This is a genomic window from Herbaspirillum sp. GW821-FHT09A12 (assembly GCF_059418325.1).
The window spans coordinates 379,505-398,680 of record NZ_JBWKPR010000003.1; the positions used below are offsets into that span (position 1 = coordinate 379,505).

General features: G+C 60.1%; 17 protein-coding genes. 9 read left to right on the forward strand and 8 right to left on the reverse strand.

Annotated elements, in window-relative coordinates:
* Window positions 1-62: 62 nt before the first annotated feature.
* Both AC07N6_RS11825 and AC07N6_RS11830 read right to left on the reverse strand, forming a co-directional pair.
* On the reverse strand, window positions 63-980 hold the full coding sequence (locus AC07N6_RS11825; RefSeq protein WP_494783263.1) for a DMT family transporter: 918 nt from the start codon (window positions 978-980) through the stop codon (window positions 63-65).
* A gap of 341 nt (window positions 981-1,321) precedes the next feature.
* Complete coding sequence (locus AC07N6_RS11830; RefSeq protein ID WP_494783262.1) at window positions 1,322-2,902, reverse strand: helicase HerA-like C-terminal domain-containing protein; 1,581 nt, start codon at window positions 2,900-2,902, stop codon at window positions 1,322-1,324.
* Window positions 2,903-3,056: 154 nt separating this feature from the next.
* Between AC07N6_RS11830 and AC07N6_RS11835 the strand changes: the two genes are divergently transcribed.
* The 9 genes from AC07N6_RS11835 (at window position 3,057) to rng (ending at window position 11,276) form a co-directional block, all read left to right on the forward strand.
* Entirely contained in the window at window positions 3,057-3,782 is a 726-nt protein-coding gene (locus tag AC07N6_RS11835; protein ID WP_494783261.1) for a YebC/PmpR family DNA-binding transcriptional regulator, read from the forward strand.
* A gap of 48 nt (window positions 3,783-3,830) precedes the next feature.
* Window positions 3,831-5,099, forward strand: a complete 1,269-nt coding sequence (gene purD, locus AC07N6_RS11840; RefSeq protein ID WP_494783260.1) for a phosphoribosylamine--glycine ligase — start codon at window positions 3,831-3,833, stop codon at window positions 5,097-5,099.
* A gap of 248 nt (window positions 5,100-5,347) precedes the next feature.
* Window positions 5,348-6,178, forward strand: a complete 831-nt coding sequence (locus AC07N6_RS11845) for a mechanosensitive ion channel family protein (RefSeq protein WP_494783259.1) — start codon at window positions 5,348-5,350, stop codon at window positions 6,176-6,178.
* A gap of 118 nt (window positions 6,179-6,296) precedes the next feature.
* Window positions 6,297-7,208 (forward strand): oxygen-dependent coproporphyrinogen oxidase, encoded by a 912-nt coding sequence (gene hemF, locus AC07N6_RS11850; RefSeq protein WP_494783258.1) that lies wholly within the window; start codon window positions 6,297-6,299, stop codon window positions 7,206-7,208.
* On the forward strand, window positions 7,208-7,882 hold the full coding sequence (locus tag AC07N6_RS11855; RefSeq protein ID WP_494783257.1) for a nicotinate-nucleotide adenylyltransferase: 675 nt from the start codon (window positions 7,208-7,210) through the stop codon (window positions 7,880-7,882). Before hemF ends, AC07N6_RS11855 begins: the two co-directional genes overlap by 1 nt.
* The gene (rsfS, locus tag AC07N6_RS11860; RefSeq protein WP_494783256.1) at window positions 7,882-8,655 is read left to right on the forward strand and encodes a ribosome silencing factor; all 774 of its coding nucleotides are present in this window, start codon (window positions 7,882-7,884) and stop codon (window positions 8,653-8,655) included. Before AC07N6_RS11855 ends, rsfS begins: the two co-directional genes overlap by 1 nt.
* A gap of 11 nt (window positions 8,656-8,666) precedes the next feature.
* Complete coding sequence (rlmH, locus tag AC07N6_RS11865) at window positions 8,667-9,137, forward strand: 23S rRNA (pseudouridine(1915)-N(3))-methyltransferase RlmH (protein ID WP_494783255.1); 471 nt, start codon at window positions 8,667-8,669, stop codon at window positions 9,135-9,137.
* Window positions 9,138-9,201: 64 nt separating this feature from the next.
* Entirely contained in the window at window positions 9,202-9,816 is a 615-nt protein-coding gene (locus AC07N6_RS11870) for a Maf family protein (protein WP_494783254.1), read from the forward strand.
* Window positions 9,813-11,276, forward strand: a complete 1,464-nt coding sequence (gene rng, locus AC07N6_RS11875) for a ribonuclease G (protein WP_494783253.1) — start codon at window positions 9,813-9,815, stop codon at window positions 11,274-11,276. Before AC07N6_RS11870 ends, rng begins: the two co-directional genes overlap by 4 nt.
* Before the next feature lie 72 nt (window positions 11,277-11,348).
* Here the strand turns inward: rng and AC07N6_RS11880 are convergent, their stop codons facing one another.
* The 6 genes from AC07N6_RS11880 to msbA all read right to left on the reverse strand — a co-directional run bounded on the left by AC07N6_RS11880 (window position 11,349) and on the right by msbA (window position 19,097).
* Window positions 11,349-12,623: an O-antigen ligase family protein gene (locus AC07N6_RS11880; RefSeq protein ID WP_494783252.1), complete on the reverse strand. Its 1,275-nt coding sequence runs from the start codon at window positions 12,621-12,623 to the stop codon at window positions 11,349-11,351.
* Window positions 12,624-12,822: 199 nt separating this feature from the next.
* Window positions 12,823-13,917 (reverse strand): glycosyltransferase family 9 protein, encoded by a 1,095-nt coding sequence (locus AC07N6_RS11885; RefSeq protein WP_494783251.1) that lies wholly within the window; start codon window positions 13,915-13,917, stop codon window positions 12,823-12,825.
* Window positions 13,918-13,989: 72 nt separating this feature from the next.
* The gene (locus tag AC07N6_RS11890) at window positions 13,990-14,973 is read right to left on the reverse strand and encodes a glycosyltransferase family 8 protein (protein WP_494783250.1); all 984 of its coding nucleotides are present in this window, start codon (window positions 14,971-14,973) and stop codon (window positions 13,990-13,992) included.
* Window positions 14,970-16,085 (reverse strand): glycosyltransferase family 9 protein, encoded by a 1,116-nt coding sequence (locus AC07N6_RS11895; protein ID WP_494783249.1) that lies wholly within the window; start codon window positions 16,083-16,085, stop codon window positions 14,970-14,972. The genes AC07N6_RS11890 and AC07N6_RS11895 overlap by 4 nt, the downstream gene beginning before the upstream one ends.
* Before the next feature lies 1 nt (window position 16,086).
* Window positions 16,087-17,283: a glycosyltransferase family 9 protein gene (locus AC07N6_RS11900; RefSeq protein WP_494783248.1), complete on the reverse strand. Its 1,197-nt coding sequence runs from the start codon at window positions 17,281-17,283 to the stop codon at window positions 16,087-16,089.
* 29 nt (window positions 17,284-17,312) lie between these two features.
* Window positions 17,313-19,097, reverse strand: coding sequence for a lipid A export permease/ATP-binding protein MsbA (gene msbA / locus AC07N6_RS11905; RefSeq protein ID WP_494783247.1), 1,785 nt, complete (start codon window positions 19,095-19,097; stop codon window positions 17,313-17,315).
* Window positions 19,098-19,176 lie beyond the last annotated feature (79 nt).

Sequence of the window (19,176 nt, forward strand, 5' to 3'; positions counted from 1 at the left end):
TCAGTCTCCTTTTTCTCTGGATCGATCGGGATATCGGATAAGGCCGTCTTGCGACAGCCGCTTCAAATCTTCTTGCGCGACAGCAGCCAGATGCCCGACAGCACCAGCGCCGTGCCGACCAACTGGATGCCGGTAATGGGTTCATCCAGCAGCGCCGCGCCCATGAACAGCGTCGACACCGGCCCCACCAGCCCGGCCTGGGCAGCGGTCGGGGCGCCGATGCGCGCCACCGCGACCATGGTCAGGAACACCGGCAGCACCGTGCAGAACACGGAATTGAATAGCGACAGCTGGTAGACGCCGGCGGCCTGGACGAACAATTCGGACGGCGTGCGCAAGATGAAGAACTGGATCACGCAGGCGACGGTGGACACGCACATCGCATACGCCACCAGCCGGATCGCGCCGACACGGCGCACCAGTTCGCCGGAAGAAATCAGGTAGATCGAATAAGTGAAGGCCGAACCCAGCACCAGCACGCTGCCGAGGATAACATTGCTGCCGCCGGCGTTGAGGTCGTGCAGCAGCACCAGCACGGTGCCGAAGTAAGACACGGCCAGCGCCGCCCATTCGATCCAGCCGACCCGGCGCTTGAAGAAAGCGAAGGCGATCAGCATCACGAAGGATGGCGTCAGGAACAGGATCAGCCGCTCCAGCCCGGCGGAGATGTATTGCAGGCCGAGGAAGTCGAGGAAGCTGGACAGGTAATACCCCATCAGGCCCAGCACCGTGATGCGCAGGTAGTCGGCGCGCGCCAGCGGCGGTTCGCTGCGGGCTTTCCAGATCGCCACCGCGAGGAACATCGGGAAGGCGAAGATCATGCGCAAGGTGAGCACCATCACGGCGTCGACCTGGTAGCGGTACATCAGCTTGGCGACGATGGCTTTGGCGGAAAAGAACACGGCGCCGACAATAGCCAGCAGCAAACCGCCGAGGAAGGCCTGGCGGTGGGAAGAGTTGTGGGCGATGGTAGAACTCATTTCATCAGTAGGCGTGAGTGCGAGCGTGTCCCGTTTGGGATGGAGTGCAAGGCGCGAACTTGGGTCAAGACTGGGCGTCTTGATCCAAGTTCGTAACGCGGCAATCCGCCCAAACGGGCCGCTCCCTACGGGTTCTGTTCAGAAAGGGCGCTGGCCGCGTTGCGCTCCTTGCGTGTGGCACCGCCACACGACGCGTCGCGCGCCTTGCCAGCGCCCTTTCTGAACAGAACGCATCTCACGCCTACTGATGAAATGAGTTCTCGTGGCCGCGATTGTAAACCGTCCGGCGAATAGCCGCCGGACAGGGGTTTATCCAGCCTCGCGTGCCGCTGGCAAGCGGTTCAACGTTTCTTCATCAGCGAGCCCAGCACGCCGCGGATGATTTCGCGCCCGACCTGCGAGCCGATGCTGCGCGCGGCCGACTTGACCATCGCCTGCAGCGGCGAATCGCTGCGGCGGCTGCTTGCGCCGCCGCCGAAAATGCCGCCGGCGGCATCCTTGAGCAAGTCGCCCAGGCCGCCGCCCTCGTCTTGCTGCGGTTGTTGTGGTGGTTGCGGCTGCTGCGGTGGTTGCTGCGCGCGCCCGGCCGAAGCGCCCCAGGCATTGTCGTCAACCGGGGCCGACTGTGGCGCCGGCTGCTGCTGGACTGTGCGGCCCTTGAGGCGCTCATAGGCGGACTCGCGGTCGATCGCCTGTTCGTAGATGCCGGCCACCAGTGAAGCGGACATCAGCGCGCGCCGCTCGTCATCGGTCACCGGGCCGATCTGCGAGGCCGGGGTCAGCACATAAGCGCGTTCCACCACGTTGGGACGGCCCTTTTCATCGAGGAAGGACACCAGCGCCTCGCCCACCGCCAGTTCGGTGATGGCTTGCGCGGTATTCAACTGGGGGTTGGCGCGGAAAGTCTCGGCGGCGGCCTGCACCGCCTTCTGGTCGCGCGGGGTGTAGGCGCGCAGCGCGTGCTGCACGCGGTTGCCGAGCTGGCCCAGCACGGTGTCGGGGATGTCCAGCGGGTTCTGCGTGACGAAGTACACGCCCACGCCCTTGGAGCGGATCAGGCGCACCACCTGCTCGATCTTTTGCAAGAGCGGCTTGGGCGCCTCGTCGAACAGCAGGTGGGCCTCGTCGAAGAAGAAGGCCATCTTGGGCTTGTCGAGGTCGCCCACTTCGGGCAGGTGCTCGAACAGTTCGGACAGCATCCACAGCAAGAAGGTGGAATACAGGCGCGGCGCGTTGAGCAGCTTGTCGGCCGAGAGGATGTTGATGATGCCCTTGCCCGCGGCGTCGGTCTGCATCCAGTCCTCGATGTTGAGCATGGGCTCGCCGAAGAATTTGTCGCCGCCCTGCTCGTCGATGGCGATCAGCCCGCGCTGGATGGCGCCGATGCTGGCCGCCGAGATGTTGCCATATTCGGTCTTGAACTCGGCCGCGCGATCGCCCACATGCTGCAGCATGGCGCGCAGGTCCTTGGTGTCGAGCAGCAGCAGGCCATTGTCATCGGCGATCTTGAACACGAGCTGGAGCACGCCTTGCTGGGTATCGTTCAGGTTCAGCATGCGCGAGAGCATCAGCGGCCCCATGTCCGAGATCGTGGCGCGCACCGGATGGCCCTTTTCGCCGTAGACGTCCCAGAACGCCACCGGGGCGGCGGCCCAGGCCGGTTCGGGCAGGTTCAGCTGGGCCAGGCGCTGCTTGAGCTTGGGCGAGACGCTGCCAGCCTTGCCCAGGCCGGACAGGTCGCCCTTGACGTCGGCCATGAACACCGGCACGCCGATATCCGACAGCGCCTGGGCCAGCACCTGCAGCGTCACCGTCTTGCCGGTGCCGGTGGCGCCGGTGATGCAACCGTGGCGGTTGGCCAACTGCGGCAACAGGCTCAGTTGCTGCGCGGCGTTTTGTGCGATGGGAAGCGGATTGGTCATGGTCTGGGGGCTCTCAGGGCAAAAAATCGGGGATGGCGATATGGTAAAATTCTGGCCCGATTATAGTCAGAACCCGCCCCGGAAATGTTCCTGATGTTACCGATGTGTGCGCTGATGCGTTCTGATATTACTTATCTCGCAAGAAAGATCCAACATGGCTGGACACAGCAAATGGGCTAATATTCAACACCGTAAGGGCCGTCAGGACGAACGGCGCGGCCGTATCTGGACCCGCCTGATCAAGGAAATCACCGTGGCCGCCCGCATGGGCGGCGGCGACCCGGATGCCAATCCGCGCCTGCGCCTGGCCGTGGATCGCGCTTCGGACGCCAACATGCCCAAGGACAACGTGACCCGCGCCATCCAGCGCGGCACCGGCGCCCTGGATGGCGTGAACTACGAGGAAGTGCGCTATGAAGGCTACGGCATCAACGGCGCCGCCATCATCGTCGATTGCATGACCGACAACCGCGTGCGCACCGTGGCCGAAGTGCGCCACGCCTTTTCCAAGTTCGGCGGCAACATGGGCACCGAGGGCTCGGTGGCCTTCCTGTTCAAGCACTGCGGCCAATTGATGTACGCCCCCGGCACCGACGAGAACGCCGTCATGGAAGCCGCGCTGGAAGCCGGCGCCGAAGACGTGCTCACCGACGAGGAAGGCGGTATCGAGGTGCTGACCGGCCCCAACGACTTTTCCGCCGTCAAGGCGGCGATGGAAGCCGCCGGCTTCAAGGCCGAAGTGGCCGAAATCACCATGAAGCCCTCGACCGAGACCGTGTTCTCCGGCGAAGATGGCGTCAAGATGCAAAAACTGCTGGACGCGCTGGAAAACCTGGACGATACCCAGGAACTCTATACCAACGCCGTCATTGAAGAATAATCCGCCATTCCTGCCCCGCTTCCCAGTTCATTTTTTAAGCGAATCCACATGAAAATCCTAGTTGTCGGCTCCGGTGGCCGTGAACATGCCCTGGCCTGGTCCATTGCCAAGTCGCCGCGCATCCAGACTGTCTACGTCGCGCCCGGCAATGGCGGCACCGCGCTGGACGAACGCTTGCAAAACATCGCCATCACCGACCCGGTGGCGCTGGCCGACTTTGTCGAACAAGAGCATGTCGCGCTGACCGTGGTCGGCCCGGAAGCGCCGCTGGCGGCCGGCATCGTCAACGTGTTCCGCGCGCGCGGCCTGAAAGTCTTCGGCCCCACCCGGGAAGCGGCCCAGCTGGAAAGCTCCAAGGACTTCGCCAAGGCTTTCATGAAGCGCCATGCGATCCCGACCGCCGAATACCAGACCTTTTCGGACGTGAAGGCGGCGCATGACTACATCGCGCAAAAGGGTGCGCCGATCGTGATCAAGGCCGACGGCCTGGCCGCCGGCAAGGGCGTGGTGGTCGCCATGACGCTGGAAGAGGCGCATGCGGCGATCGACATGATGCTGTCGGACAACAAGCTGGGCGACGCCGGCGCACGCGTGGTGATCGAGGAGTTCCTGGCCGGCGAGGAAGCTTCCTTCATCGTCATGGTGGACGGCAAGAACATCCTGCCGCTGGCCACCAGCCAGGACCACAAGCGCCTGCAGGACAACGACCAGGGCCCCAACACCGGCGGCATGGGTGCCTATTCGCCCGCCCCCATCGTCACCCCGGCGCTGCATGCGCGCGTGATGCGCGAGATCATCGTGCCAACCGTGCAGGGCATGGCCAAGGACGGCATCCCGTTCTCCGGCTTCCTGTATGCCGGCCTGATGATCGACGATGAGGGCAATCCGAAGACGCTGGAATTCAACTGCCGCATGGGCGACCCGGAAACCCAGCCGATCATGGCGCGCCTGAAGACCGACCTGCTGACGGTGTTCGAGCACGCGGTGTCCGGCACGCTGGACAAGGTGGAACTGGAATGGGACCGCCGCACCGCGCTGGGCGTGGTGATGGCGGCCTACAACTATCCCGACACGCCGCGCAACGGCGACCTGATCACCGACATCCCGGCCGAAACGCCCGATTGCGTGACCTTCCATGCCGGCACCACCCTGACCGGCGACCGCCTGACCACCTCGGGCGGCCGCGTGCTGTGCGTGGTGGGCCTGGGCGACAGCGTCAAGGTTGCCCAGAAGCATGCCTATGCCGCCGCCGACCTGATCCATTTCGAAGGTTCGCAGATGCGCCGCGACATCGGCTGGCGCGCGCTGAAGCGCTGAGGACGCCGCACCCGGCCCGGTGAAGGCCATGGTCCAAAAGAACACTCCCTCGCAAAGCATGCTGTTTTGCGGGGGAGTGTTCTTTTTGGGCGGCGTCATGGCATAAAATCGCTGTCGTATTGCAACAAATGTGCGCCACGGCGAACTAATCAGCTTGCGCAGCCCTCTTGCTTTTGTCATTTTGATAAATTCAGGCGGCCTGCCAGTATTCCAAGACGAAAAACACAAAAGCAGAAAAGGAACCCCGCATGCAACAGCCTCTCCTCAACCTCGACACGCTGATCAACCTCTACCTGGTGCCTTTCGGCTTGAAGGTGATTGCCGCCATCGCCATCTGGATCGTCGGCGGAATCCTCATCAATACCCTGGCCAAGGTGGTGCGGCGCGTGCTCACCGCCCGCCAGTTCGAGGCCACGCTGATCAACTACGCGATTTCCGTCACCCATGTGGTCCTGCGCATCCTGCTGGTGATGGGCATCCTGGAAGTGTGCGGCATTCCCACCACCTCGTTCGCCGCCATGATCGGCGCGGTCGGCGTGGCGCTGGGCGTGGCCTGGTCGGGCCTGCTGGCCAACTTCGCGGCAGGCATCTTCCTGGTGGTGCTGCGCCCGTTCAAGGTCGGCGATTACATCACCGCCGCCGGCCAGACCGGCACCGTCTCCGACATCGGCCTGGTCACCACCACCATGACCACCGACAACAACCTGCGCGTCATCATCGGCAACAACAAGCTGTTCTCGGACAACATCGTCAACTTCAACGTCAACGCCACCCGCCGCACCGACCTGCGTTGCCAGATCGCCTACAACGTCAACCCCCAGGAGGCTATCGCGCGCCTGATGGAGCGCATCATGGCCATCCCCAATGTGCTGGAAACCCCGGCGCCGTCGATCCTTATCCTGGAATTCAACGCCACCGGCACGCTGCTGGCGGTGCGCATCCATGCCTCTACGCCCAATTTCGGCCAGGTCTCCAACGATGTCCAGAACGCCATCGCCGAGGTCTGCCTGAAACAAGGCTGGCCGGCGCCGGCGACCTATCAGGTGTCGGTGCCTGTGGCGCAACCGCCTCAGGCCTGACCGGAAATTGCCACAAACCAGCCCGGCGCCCGCCGGGCTTTTCGTTTGCCCGCCCCGGCAAGGGCTCGGCAAGGTACAATCGCGTGGTATTTGTAACCGTGCCCCCGAGCGACACGCCGTGACCACCTCCCCGAACGCCACCTCTTCCGTCAAAGCTTACCTGCAGGATTTGCAACACCGCATCGTCACCGCCCTTGAGCAGGCCGACGGCAAGTCCTTCCTGTCCGATTCGTGGGTGCGCCCCGAAGGCGGCGGCGGCACCTCGCGGCTGCTGGAAGAAGGCAATGTGCTGGAGCGCGGCGGCGTGGGCTTTTCACATGTGATGGGCAAGAACCTGCCGCCTTCGGCCGCCGCCAACCGCCCGCATATCGCCGGGCGCGAGTGGGAGGCGATGGGGGTGTCGCTGGTGCTGCATCCGCGCAACCCGTACATCCCGACGGTGCACATGAACGTGCGCTTCTTCACCACCCATGCAGAAGGTGAAGAGCCGGTGTGGTGGTTCGGCGGCGGCATGGACCTGACGCCCTATTACGGCTTTGCCGAAGACGCGCAACATTTCCACCGCACCTGCCGCGACGCGCTGGCGCCTTATGGCGACGATCTCCATCCGCGCTTCAAGCAGTGGTGCGACGAATATTTTTACCTGAAGCACCGCCAGGAACCGCGCGGCGTGGGCGGCATCTTCTTCGACGATTTCAACGCGCTGCCGTTCGAGCAGGCTTTCGCCATGCAGCGCAGCGTGGGCGACGCTTTCCTGGACGCCTACCTGCCGATCCTGCAGGCGCGCCGCGACATGCCCTATGGCGAGCGCGAACGCGACTTCCAGGCCTACCGCCGCGGCCGCTATGTGGAATTCAACCTGGTGTTCGACCGCGGCACGCTGTTCGGCCTGCAGTCGGGCGGGCGCACGGAATCGATCCTGATGTCGATGCCGCCGCTGGTGAAATGGCGCTACAACTGGCAGCCCGAGCCCGGCAGCGCCGAAGCGCAGCTGTACTCGGACTTCCTGGTGCACAAGGAATGGCTGTAATGGCGCCGCCCGCGCAGGCGGCACAGCGCTGCATTGCCGTGCTCGGCGGCAGCTTCGATCCGGTGCACAATGGCCATGTCTTGCTGGCCGAGCATTTCGTGCAACTGCTCCAGCCTGACGAGCTGCGCATCATTCCCACCGGCAACCCGTGGCAGAAGCACGGCTTGCAGGCCGCGCCAAGCGATCGCGTGGAGATGGTCAGGCGCGCCTTCGACCGCCAGCAGGTACCGGTGGTCATCGATGAACAGGAAATCCGCCGCACCAGCGCGACCTATACCATCGATACCCTGCGCGCACTGCGTGCCGAGCTGGGGCCGGAGGTGTCCATCGTGTTCCTGATGGGCGCCGACCAGTTGCAGCACCTGGATACCTGGCAGCACTGGCAGGAACTGTTTGAGTACGCGCACCTGTGCGCGGCCTCCCGCCCCGGCTTCGAGCTGGCCAACGCTCACGTGCCGCCGGCCGTGAGAGAAGAATTCAAGCGGCGCAACGCTGCGCCGCAAGAGATCCGCAGCACCACGCACGGATACGGCTACCTGGCCCTCGGGCTGGCGGTCGATATCTCGTCGACTGAAATCCGTGCCCAGCTGCAACGCGGCATCCGACCCGATTCGCTGATTCCGGGCAGGGTGCTAGACTATATCGAACAACAACATCTGTACCGAACTCAATAATGGACATCAAAAAACTGCAAACCCTGGTCGTGGACGCGCTGGAAGACGTCAAAGCGCAAGAAATCCGCATCTTCGACACCACCCACCTGACCAGCCTGTTCGACCGCGTGGCGATCGCCTCCGGCACCTCGAACCGCCAGACCAAGGCGCTTGCCTCGTCGGTGCGCGACAAGGTCAAGGCCAAGGGCGGCCATGTCATCAGCATTGAAGGCGAAGACACCGGAGAATGGGTGCTGGTCGACCTGGGCGACATGATCGTCCACATCATGCAGCCTGCGATCCGCACCTATTACCGCCTGGAAGAGATCTGGGGCGACAAGGAAGTCAAGCTGGGCGCCGCCAAGCGCACCGGCACCTCGGCCGCTGCCAAGCGCGTCGCCGATCAGGCTGGCGATGCCCCGGCGCCCAAGATCCGCCGCACCAGGGCCCAGGCCGAAGCCGTCGAAGCCAGCCAGGCGCTGGACGACGACGACGCGCCGAAAAAGCCGGCCCGCAAGCCGCGCACCACCGCCGCCGCCGGTACTGCCGCCACGGCGTCCAGGCGTACCACAGGCACTGCCGCGACCACGCGCACCACACGCACGACCACCGGCACCAAGGCGACCGCGCCCAAGACCACCACCCGCGCTACCACGACGCGCAGCACCACGGCCAAGGCGGGCAGCAAGACCGCCGCGTCCAAGACCCCGGTCGGCAAGACCGTGCGCGTGGCTGCCGCCAAGGGCGAGACTGCCAAGAAACCGGCCGCCAAACGCACCGCCAAAAAAGCCTGACGCCTGACGCGATGCAGTTGATCATCGCGGCGGTCGGCCACAAGATGCCGGCCTGGATCGAAACCGGCTTTCAGGAATATGCCAAGCGCATGCCGCCTGAATGCCGGGTCCTGTTGAAAGAAATCAAACCCATCGAACGTTCCGGCAGCCGCACGGCCGAAACCGTGATGGCGCAGGAGCGCGAGAAGATCGAGGCGGCGCTGCCCAAGGGCGCGCGCGTGATCGCCCTCGACGAGCGCGGCCGCGACTGGACCTCCGTCCAGCTATCGCAACAGCTGGTGCAATGGCAGCAGGATGGGCGCGACGTCGCCTTCGTCATCGGCGGCGCCGACGGGCTCGATCCCGGCTTCAAGGCTGGCGCCGACACGCTGATACGCATTTCCAGCATGACCCTGCCGCATGGCATGGTGCGTGTGATGCTGGCCGAACAACTGTACCGGGCGTGGTCGATCACCCAGAATCACCCGTATCACCGCGCCTGATGTCTACAACCATTGCCATCCGCGACACATGCTGCGGGTAGCGACTTCTGACATGTATGGCTGAATGAAACCAGCGGACCAAAAAATCTACCTGGCCTCCAAGAGCCCGCGCCGCCGCGAGCTGCTGCGCCAGATCGGCATCGATTTCGAATTGCTGCTGTCGGAGAAGGAAGTCGATGAAAGCGTGCTGCCCAACGAGAGCCCGCTGGACTATGTCGCCCGCGTCACGCGCGACAAACTCAACAGCGCGCAGCACACCATGATCCTGCGCCAACTGCCGCACCGCCCCATCCTCGCGGCCGACACCACGGTGGTGATCGACCAACTGATCCTGGGCAAGCCGGCCGACCATGACGAAGCGGTACGGATGATCACCCGCCTGTCCGGCCGCACCCACCAGGTGCTGACCAGCATCGCCGTGGGACTGACCATCGGCGTGGAAACCGAGGTCTGGCAAGTCACCCGGCAATCCGATGTCAGCTTCGCCGAACTCGGCGCCGAGGCCATCGAAGCCTACTGCAACACGCTCGAACCCTACGACAAGGCCGGCGCCTACGGCATCCAGGGACTGGCTTCGATGTTCATCTCCAATATCGTCGGCAGCCATTCCGGTATCATGGGCTTGCCGCTGTTCGAGACGGCTCAACTATTACAAAAAGCGGGCGTTCGAATCCTATGAGCGAAGATATTCTGATCAACATCACCCCGCAGGAGACGCGCGTGGCGCTGATCCTGCAGGGCGCGGTACAGGAGCTGCACATCGAGCGCACGCTCTCGCGCGGCCTGGCGGGCAATATTTACCTGGGCAAAGTGGTGCGCGTGCTGCCCGGCATGCAGTCGGCCTTCATCGACATCGGCCTGGAACGCGCGGCCTTCCTGCACGTGGCCGACATCTGGGAAGCGCGGCCGCACGACGGCCAGAACGCCCCGGCCATCGCCATCGAGAAACTGCTGCACGACGGCCAGACCGTGACCGTGCAAGTCATCAAGGATCCGATCGGCACCAAGGGCGCGCGCCTGTCCACTCAGATATCGATCGCCGGCCGCATGCTGGTCTACCTGCCGCAGGACAAGCACATCGGCATCTCCCAGCGCATCGAGAACGAAGCGGAACGCGAACTGTTGCGCAGCAAAGTCCAGGCGCTGCTGCCGCCGGAAGAAAAAGGCGGCTTCATCATCCGCACCATGGCCGAGGACGCCTCGGACTCCGACCTGCAAATGGACGTCGAGTACCTGCGCAAGACCTGGGCCACCATCGTCAGCCAAAGCAAAACCAATCCGGCGCCCACGCTGCTGCACCAGGATCTCTCCCTGGCCCAGCGCGTGCTGCGCGACTTCGTCAACGACGACACCGCGACCATCCAGGTCGACTCGCGCGAGAACTTCCACATGCTGCAGGAGTTCGGCACGCTCTATACGCCATCGGTACTGACCAAGCTTGCGCACTATCGCGGCGAACGTCCGTTGTTCGACCTGTACGGCGTGGAAGAAGAGATCGAACGCGCGCTGGGAAGACGTGTGGATCTCAAGTCGGGCGGTTACCTGATCGTCGACCAGACCGAGGCGATGACCACCATCGACGTCAACACCGGCAGCTTCGTCAACGGCCGCAATTTCGACGACACCATTTTCAAGACCAACCTGGAAGCGGCGCACGCCATCGCGCGCCAGCTGCGCCTGCGCAATCTGGGCGGCATCATCATCCTCGATTTCATCGACATGGAAAGCATCGAGCATCGCGCCGCGGTGCTGGCCGAACTGGGCAAGGCCTTGCAGCGCGACCGCACCAAGATCTCGGTATCTGGCTTCTCGACGCTGGGCCTGGTGGAAATGACCCGCAAACGCACCCGCGAATCGCTGGCCCATATCCTGTGCGAGACCTGCCCCGCCTGCAAGGGCCGCGGCCAGGTCAAGACCTCGCGCACGGTGTGCTACGAGATCCTGCGCGAGGTGATGCGCGAAGCCAAGCAATTCAACCCGCGCGAATTCCGCATCCTGGCCTCGCAAGTGGTGGTGGACATGTTCCTGGAGGAAGAGTCGCAGCACCTGGCGATGCTGGGGGATTTCATCGGCAAGCCGATTTCGTTGCAGGTGCAGAGTGATTATCAGCAGGAGCAGTACGATATTATCCTGATGTGAAACACAGCTGAGAGCAGATCGGAAAGCCTACCGTTCGCAACAGGAAGCAATCGATCTACTCTTATCCAAAGCTTATTTCCCCTTGACTAGGGTAAACCGCTGTAAAGCAGCCAGCAACAATGCCATCATGATCGTGTAGAAAATCCCGCATTCGCGCCAAATAAACATGACGTCGACCAAACCATCTGCAACGAAAGACAAGCACAAAGTAATACCCATCAGTGCTGCAACTCTCGCCTGCGGACTCACTGAAGCCAGTTGACTCAGAAAGTACCCAAACGGCACAAAATAGAGCGCCAGTAAACACACGATGCCAACAGAACCGAACAACACCGCAGTAAACAGGAATTCGTTATGTGAGTGCGGGAATTTGGCACTATCTTCAGTGATTAGACCTCGGCCAGCCATTTCTTCCAAAGCTTTCGAATAACCATTCACACCCACACCTACCAGAGGATGTTCCGTAAAGATCGTGAGTGATGCCTTCCAAAGCTGATAGCGAGTGCCCAGAGACGAATCCAGGTTGTTGCTTTGCCTGATGCCGTTGATATCGACTTCCGCTTGCACAAGCCGTTCGCGCACAGTACTAGTTGATCCATAGATTCCTCCGATCACCAGCAAGATCGCCAACGCCACTCCGATCTTTCGAAGAAAACGGCCTCGCGGCATGAAGGCCAGGCAACCTGCCACAACAAAAATGGGAATAGCCAGCCATGCGCCTCGCGATTGATACAAGTAGATCGAATACAGCCCCCCCATTCCGGCAATCAATTTAAAGATTATCGATAGCAGACGGGATGTCCCAGACAATATCCCACTATCCCATTTGATGGACAACACAGCCAGCGCCCCCAATATCACCGCCAGCTCAGTGTACGCAATGGTGGGCATAAAATTGAAATAATCACGGGTGGTTCCTCCATTAGTCATCAAGTACGTCCTGACGGTTGCGACCAATGCACCAACACCGAACAAAAAGCCAAACAAACGAAAATGCCAGGCCTCGAGCTGCAGGAAAGCCCAAAACAGGACAATGAACGCCATGAATCTGAATCCGATATTCACGTCTTTCAATGTCCCATTGCCAACGACTGCCTGGTTCAACAGTATGCACAATGTAAACCCAGACATGGCGAGATAGATGGGCAAGAAACGGCGCCACGATCCCAAATACGCGACAACACCCTCACGTCCCCGAATGAAAACGGCAACCAGACCCAACAGCACTAATAAATAAAAGCAGGCTCCTGCCAAGCGATCTACAGACACTCCGAGCGTAATGAAAATTGCTGCCACCACGAAAAAAAGCAGCGTGACGAATGACTGTATCGATGAATGACGTGTCATGCATTTACCTCTTCGTGCAGGCAGTAAGAACCTACGCATGTACACAATAAATCACCATCAATGATCCTGATTACCGATCTGCTTCGAATCTTTATCTTTCTCATAGTAATTTCCCCCTTTTTTTACACGGGGGGTAAATATAGTAATTGGCGGATTTGCAAAGCGGTGGTTTCAAAGATTTCTTCCCCCTATTGTTCTTTCAAACTTCAACAAGTACATCTTCGACGGATATCTCAGTAACCCATCCTTTACGCGTCTTGACCAGAAGCACCTTGCTGGAAGTAGCATCGATCGGCACCCATTCCGGACTCGTCTGGCGCATCAGCGCAATGACCGGTACATGCACGGCATTGGCCAAATGCATAATCGCCGTTTCGACCGACACTATCAGCGAGCACTGTGCCAGCGTGGCGGGCAATTGAAAGAAATTCTCGTCGGCACTAAACAGATGCAGGCCTTGCGCTCCATTGGCAAACAGATGCCGTGCTTGCGCCAGTTTTTCCGGTACGCAATTAATAATGAAATGCGCATCCTGCCATTCAGGCCGCTCTCGGAGATGACCTGCCAGTTCGATCATGCGTTCCAATGGCCAGCTACGCTCTTCCGATTTGGAAAACGCATTCAGGAAAACCAGTCTGCTCCCATCCGGCACTCCGGCCCGACGTAAATCCTCGCAAGCCCGTTGCTGCCACTCTTGTGGAATATCAATATAAGGAAAGCGGCGATCCTGAGGAATATCGATACCGAACAGTTGCTCAAACCAACCGGCATAGATGGCACTGATATGACGTCCATTAAGATCAGAGGCGCTGTAAGCAGGAATATGCGCGTTCAGCTTGCGATAGGCAAGATGCTTACGGATATCCAGCAACCGCACGCGTTTTTTCTGTCCGACGACGAAGCCATTGGGACTAAGCTTGCGCACCAGCTCGGCGTACAGGTGCCGTCGCAGGACGGCGAACGACACCACGATCGGATATTGCTCCTGCTGCGCCTGCAAGATCGATTGCTTGTAAAGCGCCGGACTGTAAGTCCTGTCGTAGATCTTGTCGAACAATCCGCACGACTTGACCCAGTCATAGAGCGAATACTTGCTCAAGTGATCCCATTGGGAAGCGTCGGCGGTACGACGCACTTCATCCACCCACAAGTGCATGCGAATATGCGGATAGGTTTCGGCGAAAGCGCGGAAGCAATTCTGCATATAGGTGAAATCACCCAACGCCAGGTGGGCGACGAAGAGGATCTTGTCCGCTTTTTCAAGCAGCCCGGCAGGAACCAATTGGTCGGCCATGTGTTTTCTTTCTTATCGCAGTAATTTCAGATTACCAGCCAACATTAAGGCCTTGAGTAAAAGGCTGTGCCTTCATTTGCGCGCGCGGCGCACCAGAAGGTAGCGCCAGTACCAGCGCAGGCTGTCCAGCCGGTTGCCGCGCGCCCATTGAAAGCGCGAATGCATGCGCAGTTCCTTGTAGTTGGTCGGTTCGAGATCGAGCGACTGATCCGACCACGCCGAAAGCGTATGGTACTTCTGGAACAGGCGCACGGAATCATGCCCGCTCCAGACGCCCCATGGCTTGACCGATCCTGCAAAGTGGATGAAGGTTGCCGCTCCTGCGGGAATGGCCAGCGCGGGGCGGTTGTTCTCCAGGTCGCCAACCAATCCATAGAGGTAATTCCAGCGCACGCCGACAAAGCGCGCACGCCCGTCCAGCACTACATTAAGGGCATCTTGGTCGGGGAAGCGGAAATCCTCGCCGTCTTTCAAAATGGCATCGATGGTTTGCTGGGTAATTCCAGCTTCGATCCACTTCGGGATGTTGATGTACAGCATGCCCGAATTGAAGTAGCGCGGATGCTTCAGCTTGAGCGCCTCCACACGGCGCCGCGTGGTCGCCTCGGCATCAGGCACCACGATGGCAATATCATCCGCCAGATCAAGTCTTGCCAGCTCGTCGATGCTACCCACGCAAAGGATGTCGGCATCCAGATAGAGCACACGGTCGGTATAAGACTTAAGAATATCCGGAATCACCAGCCGCGCGAAGATGGCAGAAGAATAGTAGGACGACTTGGTGTACTGGTCGAAGCGCGAGAACAACTCAGCGTCGAGCAAATGCAGATGCACCGCGGTGCCGGGTCGCTGCGCCAGACTCTCGAAGCGGCGGCGGTTGTCCTCCGACACCTTGGTCGCCAACACATGGAAGACAAAATTCCGCTCCGTATTATTGGCAATGATGGAAGCGATGGTCGCTCCCATGCAGCGAAAATAACGATCATCCACGCAAAACACCACGTGGAAGGCATCTGCATTTCCGGATTGCGCAGCTATCTGCGCCATGGCGCTCATCGCAACACCTCCAGCACTTCCTGCACGCCGATGGCATCAACCCAGTCGCTGCGTTTGGCGGCCATGATGACGGTGCTACGCTCACGATCGATCGGCGCCCACTCGGGATTCTTCCTACGCATGAGCGCCACTACCGGAACATGCACTGCGTTGGCCAGATGCATGACTGCGGTCTCGACCGAAATGATCAAGCCACTGCGCTGCAGGAGCGCGGGCAATTGAAAGAAGTTCTGCTGCGCACTGAACCAATGGGTATTGGGAGGCAAACGATCCGCGACCTGCGCCTTGGCCTGCTCGATCTCCTGCGGCGTGGCATTGATCACGAACGTGGTGGCGCGCCATTCATCCTTCTGCTGTAAGGCACCGATCAAGTCCACAACCTTGGCTACCGGCCAGCAACGTTTCTTGGTTTTAGCGAATGGATTGATGAAGACCAGGCGCGGCTTGCCTGTCGCCAAGCCCGGAACATCGTGCGTCACGCCCCATTGCGCCAATTGTTCTGCCGCAGCGTCATGCCATTGCTGCGGGATATCAACGAAGGGATAGCGAGCCGCCCCTTCGACCACAAGTCCCGACAACTGGCGGAACCAGTCGGCGTAGACATCGGTAATGTGGTATCCCGCAAATCCCGCGAACGGAGCGAACGATGCATCCAGCTTGCGGTAGGCCAGAAAATCAGAGGGGGCATACCAGCGCGGCTTGCGCCTCATGCCGACCACCCAGGCATCGGGTCCGCCAGCGGCGCGTGCCAGTCCGGCATACTGGGCCGGGCGCAACGTGGCCAGCGATACCACCAGCGGGTAATGTTCCGCGCGTGCCTCCGCGATCGATGCAGCCAGCAGTTGCGGACTGTAGGTGCGCCGATAGACCTTGGCAAAGAAAGGACAGTTCTCCGCCCAATCGTACAGGGCGTAGTTCTTCAGGTAGCCCCATTTGGCCTGGTCGCCCGTACGCCGTACCTCGTCGATCCAGATGTGCACCTTGAGATGTGGATTGGCCTCGGCGAAAGCCATGAAGAAGTTCTGCAAGTACGTGAAATCGCCGATCGCCAGGTGAGCGATGAACAGAATCTTGTCAGCTGCAGCCAGGCGCTGTGCAGGAATGAGCGGCATTTCAGTTGGTCATCCGTTGCAACTGTATAGGTGTGAAGCGCGGCGCACTGCCCATCGGCATGTGCAAGAACTCCATCACTGTATCAACGCTGATCTTGTTAATCCAGTCGTCAGGCTCGGGGGTGTACACGATATTGGTGTTGGCGGCATCGATCGGCGCCCACTCAGGATTGATCTGGCGCATCAGCGCGACCACCGGCACGCGTACCGCGTTGGCCAAATGCATGATGGAAGTCTCCACGGTAACAATCAGGTCACTCTGTTCCAGCATGGCGGGTAACTGGAAAAAGTGGTCATGCGCACTGAACAAGCGAACGCGCGGGACACCGGCGGCCAGCACTTCTCTCTGAGTGCTATTCCATTGTTCAGGAATGGTATTGATGACGAAATCCGCCTCGGCCCACTTGGGATCAGCCTGCATGCGACGCACCAGCTCAGTCACCTTGGCCAGCGGCCAGGATCGCTCGGGAGGTTTGGAAAAAGCGTTAAGGAATACCAAAGGATGCTTGCGCCGATCCTTGGCGGCGACACCCCACTCCTCCAGCTGGCGCAAGGCATCGTCCTTCCACTGCTGCGGCACATCCATTACCGGCACGCGCTTTTCATGCGGAACCTGGATCCCGAACAGGCCGGTGAACCAGTTTGCATAAACATCGCTCACATGCAGTGTCTTGTCATGCGAATACACTGGGATAGCACCATCGAGCGCACCATAAATCATGTGCTTGCGGAGGTCATAGAAACGCACCCGCTTGGTCATGGCCACAACAAAGCCCTTTTTACTGATCTTGCGTACCATCTTGGCATACATCGGGCGACGCGCCAGTCCAAAGGAAACAACGATAGGGTAGTCCTCGGCCTGGGCCTCCCGGATCGAGTCGCGCAGCACAAAAGGACTGTAGGTCTTGGTATAGAGCTTCTCGAACATCGGGCAGGTTTGCAACCAGTCGAACACGACGTATTTCTGCAGGTGCCGCCATTGGCGGAAGTCATAGGTGCGCCGCACTTCGTCCACCCACAGATGAATCTTGATATGCGGATAGGCTTCAGCAAAAGCCTTGAAGCAAGCCTGCATATATGTAAAGTCACCCAAGGCGAGGTGCGCCACAAACAGGATCTTGTTCGACTTCTGCAACACCTCAGGCGGGACGATCTGGCTCAACATGGAAAGCGATCCTGCGTCAACTTGTTTGGTCATACGTTTTTCTTTGGATATTCGCCCGTGTTTCAGAGCAGTTTCTTCAATTGCTGTAACTTAACTTCATCCTGCTCGGTTCCTTCACCCGAGAATTGCAAGTGATATAGCTTGGCATAGGCGCCGTTCTTTTCCAGCAACTCCTGATGCGAACCAATTTCGACCACCTGGCCGGCCGACAGCACCACAATGCGGTCGGCACGCTCTACCGTCGACAGGCGGTGCGCGATGACGAAGGTAGTGCGGCCTTCCATCAGCCAGTCCAAGGCCGCCTGCACTGCGCGCTCGGATTCGGTATCGAGTGCGGAAGTGGCTTCATCGAGGATCAGTATGGGTGCATTCTTGTAGATCGCACGGGCGATCGCCAGGCGCTGACGCTGGCCGCCGGACAAGCGCGAACCGTTGTCGCCGATCACGGTATGGACGCCATCGTGCAATTCCTTCATCAGATCGCCCAGATGCGCGGCCTCCAATGCTGCCTCGACCTTGGCCAAATCGGGATGGGGGTCGCCGTAAGCCACGTTATCGATGATGGTGCCGTTAAACAGCACCACGTTCTGGCTGACCATCGCGATCTGTTGGCGCAGACTGCGTAGCGAAATGTCTTCGATCGGTTCCCCATCCAACAAGATCTGACCGGATGTGGCCGAATAGAAGCCGGGGATCATGTTGACCAGCGTCGATTTTCCGCCGCCGGACATGCCCACGAACGCCACGGTCTCACCCGCATTCACGCTCAAATTCACATGATCCAGCGCCAACTGGTCGCGCTCGGGGTAGCTGAAACACAGGTCGACCAGGTCGATCTTGCCTCCGGCGCGCTTTTCCAGCGTACGGCCGCCGGTGCGCTCGGTTGGCATGTCGATCAGATTGAACACTGCTTCAGCTGCGGCCATGCCGCGCTGCAGGGGACCGTTGACTTCGGCCAATTGCTTCAGCGGAGTCAGCAACATCAGCATGGCGGTGATGAAGGAAACGAAACCGCCCACGGTAATCTGGCCGTTGCCCGACTGGATCAGCGCCATGACGATCACGATCGCCACCGCCGATGCGGTCATGAATTGCGTAATCGGCACGGTGGAAGAGAATGTCTTGGTCATGCGCATGGTGTAACGGCGCAAGTTTTCCGAGTTCTCATGGAAACGCTGTTTCTCGAAATCCTGTCCACCGAATATCTTGATGACTTGCTGGGCGCGCGTCGACTCTTCGATCACCTGGGTCAACTCGGCATTCACGCGCAGAGAATCCTGGTTCAGTTTCTTGAGGTTGCGGCTGGTAAAACGCACCACGATCGCCAACAGCGGCAGCAAGACCAGCGTGACAGTGGTCAGCACCCAGTTCAGATACAGCAGCCACGCCAAAAGACCCAGCACCGTCAGCGCCGACCGGATGATAGAAGTGAAGATGCGGGTCACCATGTCAGTGATGCCCTGTACTTCAAACATAATGGAATTGATTACCTTGCCAACGCTGTTGGTGGCATAGAAGGCCAGCGGAAAATCCAGCATGCGCGCGAACATCTGCCCGCGCACTTCGTTCAGTATCCGCGTGGTCACCCATGTCATCAGGTAGCTGCTGGCGAAGGTAGAGGCGCCACGGATGACGAAAATACCGATCACCGCCACCGGCACCAGCCATAGCGAAAACGCCGGCTTACCGACGAAGCCCTTGTCGAGCAGCACCTGGAAGATATACGGGACCACCGGCTCGGTGCCCGCTGTCACCGCCATGGCGATGAAAGCCAGTGTCAAGCGCCAGCGATAAGGCTTGTGCATGTGCAACAGGCGGATGAAGTACGGCGAGATGTTCAGTTTCATTCTTTGATTCCAAAAGCGAGCGCCTGGAGTGGCGCCCGCAACATTGCATGATCGCCTGCCGAAGCTGCGGCAGGCTGTC

What these genes read in the sequence shown, in the direction of transcription:
- AC07N6_RS11825 (WP_494783263.1), bottom strand. Translation starts at nt 980, where the DNA reads ATGAGTTCTACCATCGCCCACAACTCTTCCCACCGCCAGGCCTTCCTC.
- AC07N6_RS11830 (WP_494783262.1), bottom strand. Translation starts at nt 2,902, where the DNA reads ATGACCAATCCGCTTCCCATCGCACAAAACGCCGCGCAGCAACTGAGC.
- AC07N6_RS11835 (WP_494783261.1), top strand. Translation starts at nt 3,057, where the DNA reads ATGGCTGGACACAGCAAATGGGCTAATATTCAACACCGTAAGGGCCGT.
- purD (WP_494783260.1), top strand. Translation starts at nt 3,831, where the DNA reads ATGAAAATCCTAGTTGTCGGCTCCGGTGGCCGTGAACATGCCCTGGCC.
- AC07N6_RS11845 (WP_494783259.1), top strand. Translation starts at nt 5,348, where the DNA reads ATGCAACAGCCTCTCCTCAACCTCGACACGCTGATCAACCTCTACCTG.
- AC07N6_RS11855 (WP_494783257.1), top strand. Translation starts at nt 7,208, where the DNA reads ATGGCGCCGCCCGCGCAGGCGGCACAGCGCTGCATTGCCGTGCTCGGC.
- rsfS (WP_494783256.1), top strand. Translation starts at nt 7,882, where the DNA reads ATGGACATCAAAAAACTGCAAACCCTGGTCGTGGACGCGCTGGAAGAC.
- rlmH (WP_494783255.1), top strand. Translation starts at nt 8,667, where the DNA reads ATGCAGTTGATCATCGCGGCGGTCGGCCACAAGATGCCGGCCTGGATC.
- AC07N6_RS11870 (WP_494783254.1), top strand. Translation starts at nt 9,202, where the DNA reads ATGAAACCAGCGGACCAAAAAATCTACCTGGCCTCCAAGAGCCCGCGC.
- rng (WP_494783253.1), top strand. Translation starts at nt 9,813, where the DNA reads ATGAGCGAAGATATTCTGATCAACATCACCCCGCAGGAGACGCGCGTG.
- AC07N6_RS11880 (WP_494783252.1), bottom strand. Translation starts at nt 12,623, where the DNA reads ATGACACGTCATTCATCGATACAGTCATTCGTCACGCTGCTTTTTTTC.
- AC07N6_RS11885 (WP_494783251.1), bottom strand. Translation starts at nt 13,917, where the DNA reads ATGGCCGACCAATTGGTTCCTGCCGGGCTGCTTGAAAAAGCGGACAAG.
- AC07N6_RS11890 (WP_494783250.1), bottom strand. Translation starts at nt 14,973, where the DNA reads ATGAGCGCCATGGCGCAGATAGCTGCGCAATCCGGAAATGCAGATGCC.
- AC07N6_RS11895 (WP_494783249.1), bottom strand. Translation starts at nt 16,085, where the DNA reads ATGCCGCTCATTCCTGCACAGCGCCTGGCTGCAGCTGACAAGATTCTG.
- AC07N6_RS11900 (WP_494783248.1), bottom strand. Translation starts at nt 17,283, where the DNA reads ATGACCAAACAAGTTGACGCAGGATCGCTTTCCATGTTGAGCCAGATC.
- msbA (WP_494783247.1), bottom strand. Translation starts at nt 19,097, where the DNA reads ATGAAACTGAACATCTCGCCGTACTTCATCCGCCTGTTGCACATGCAC.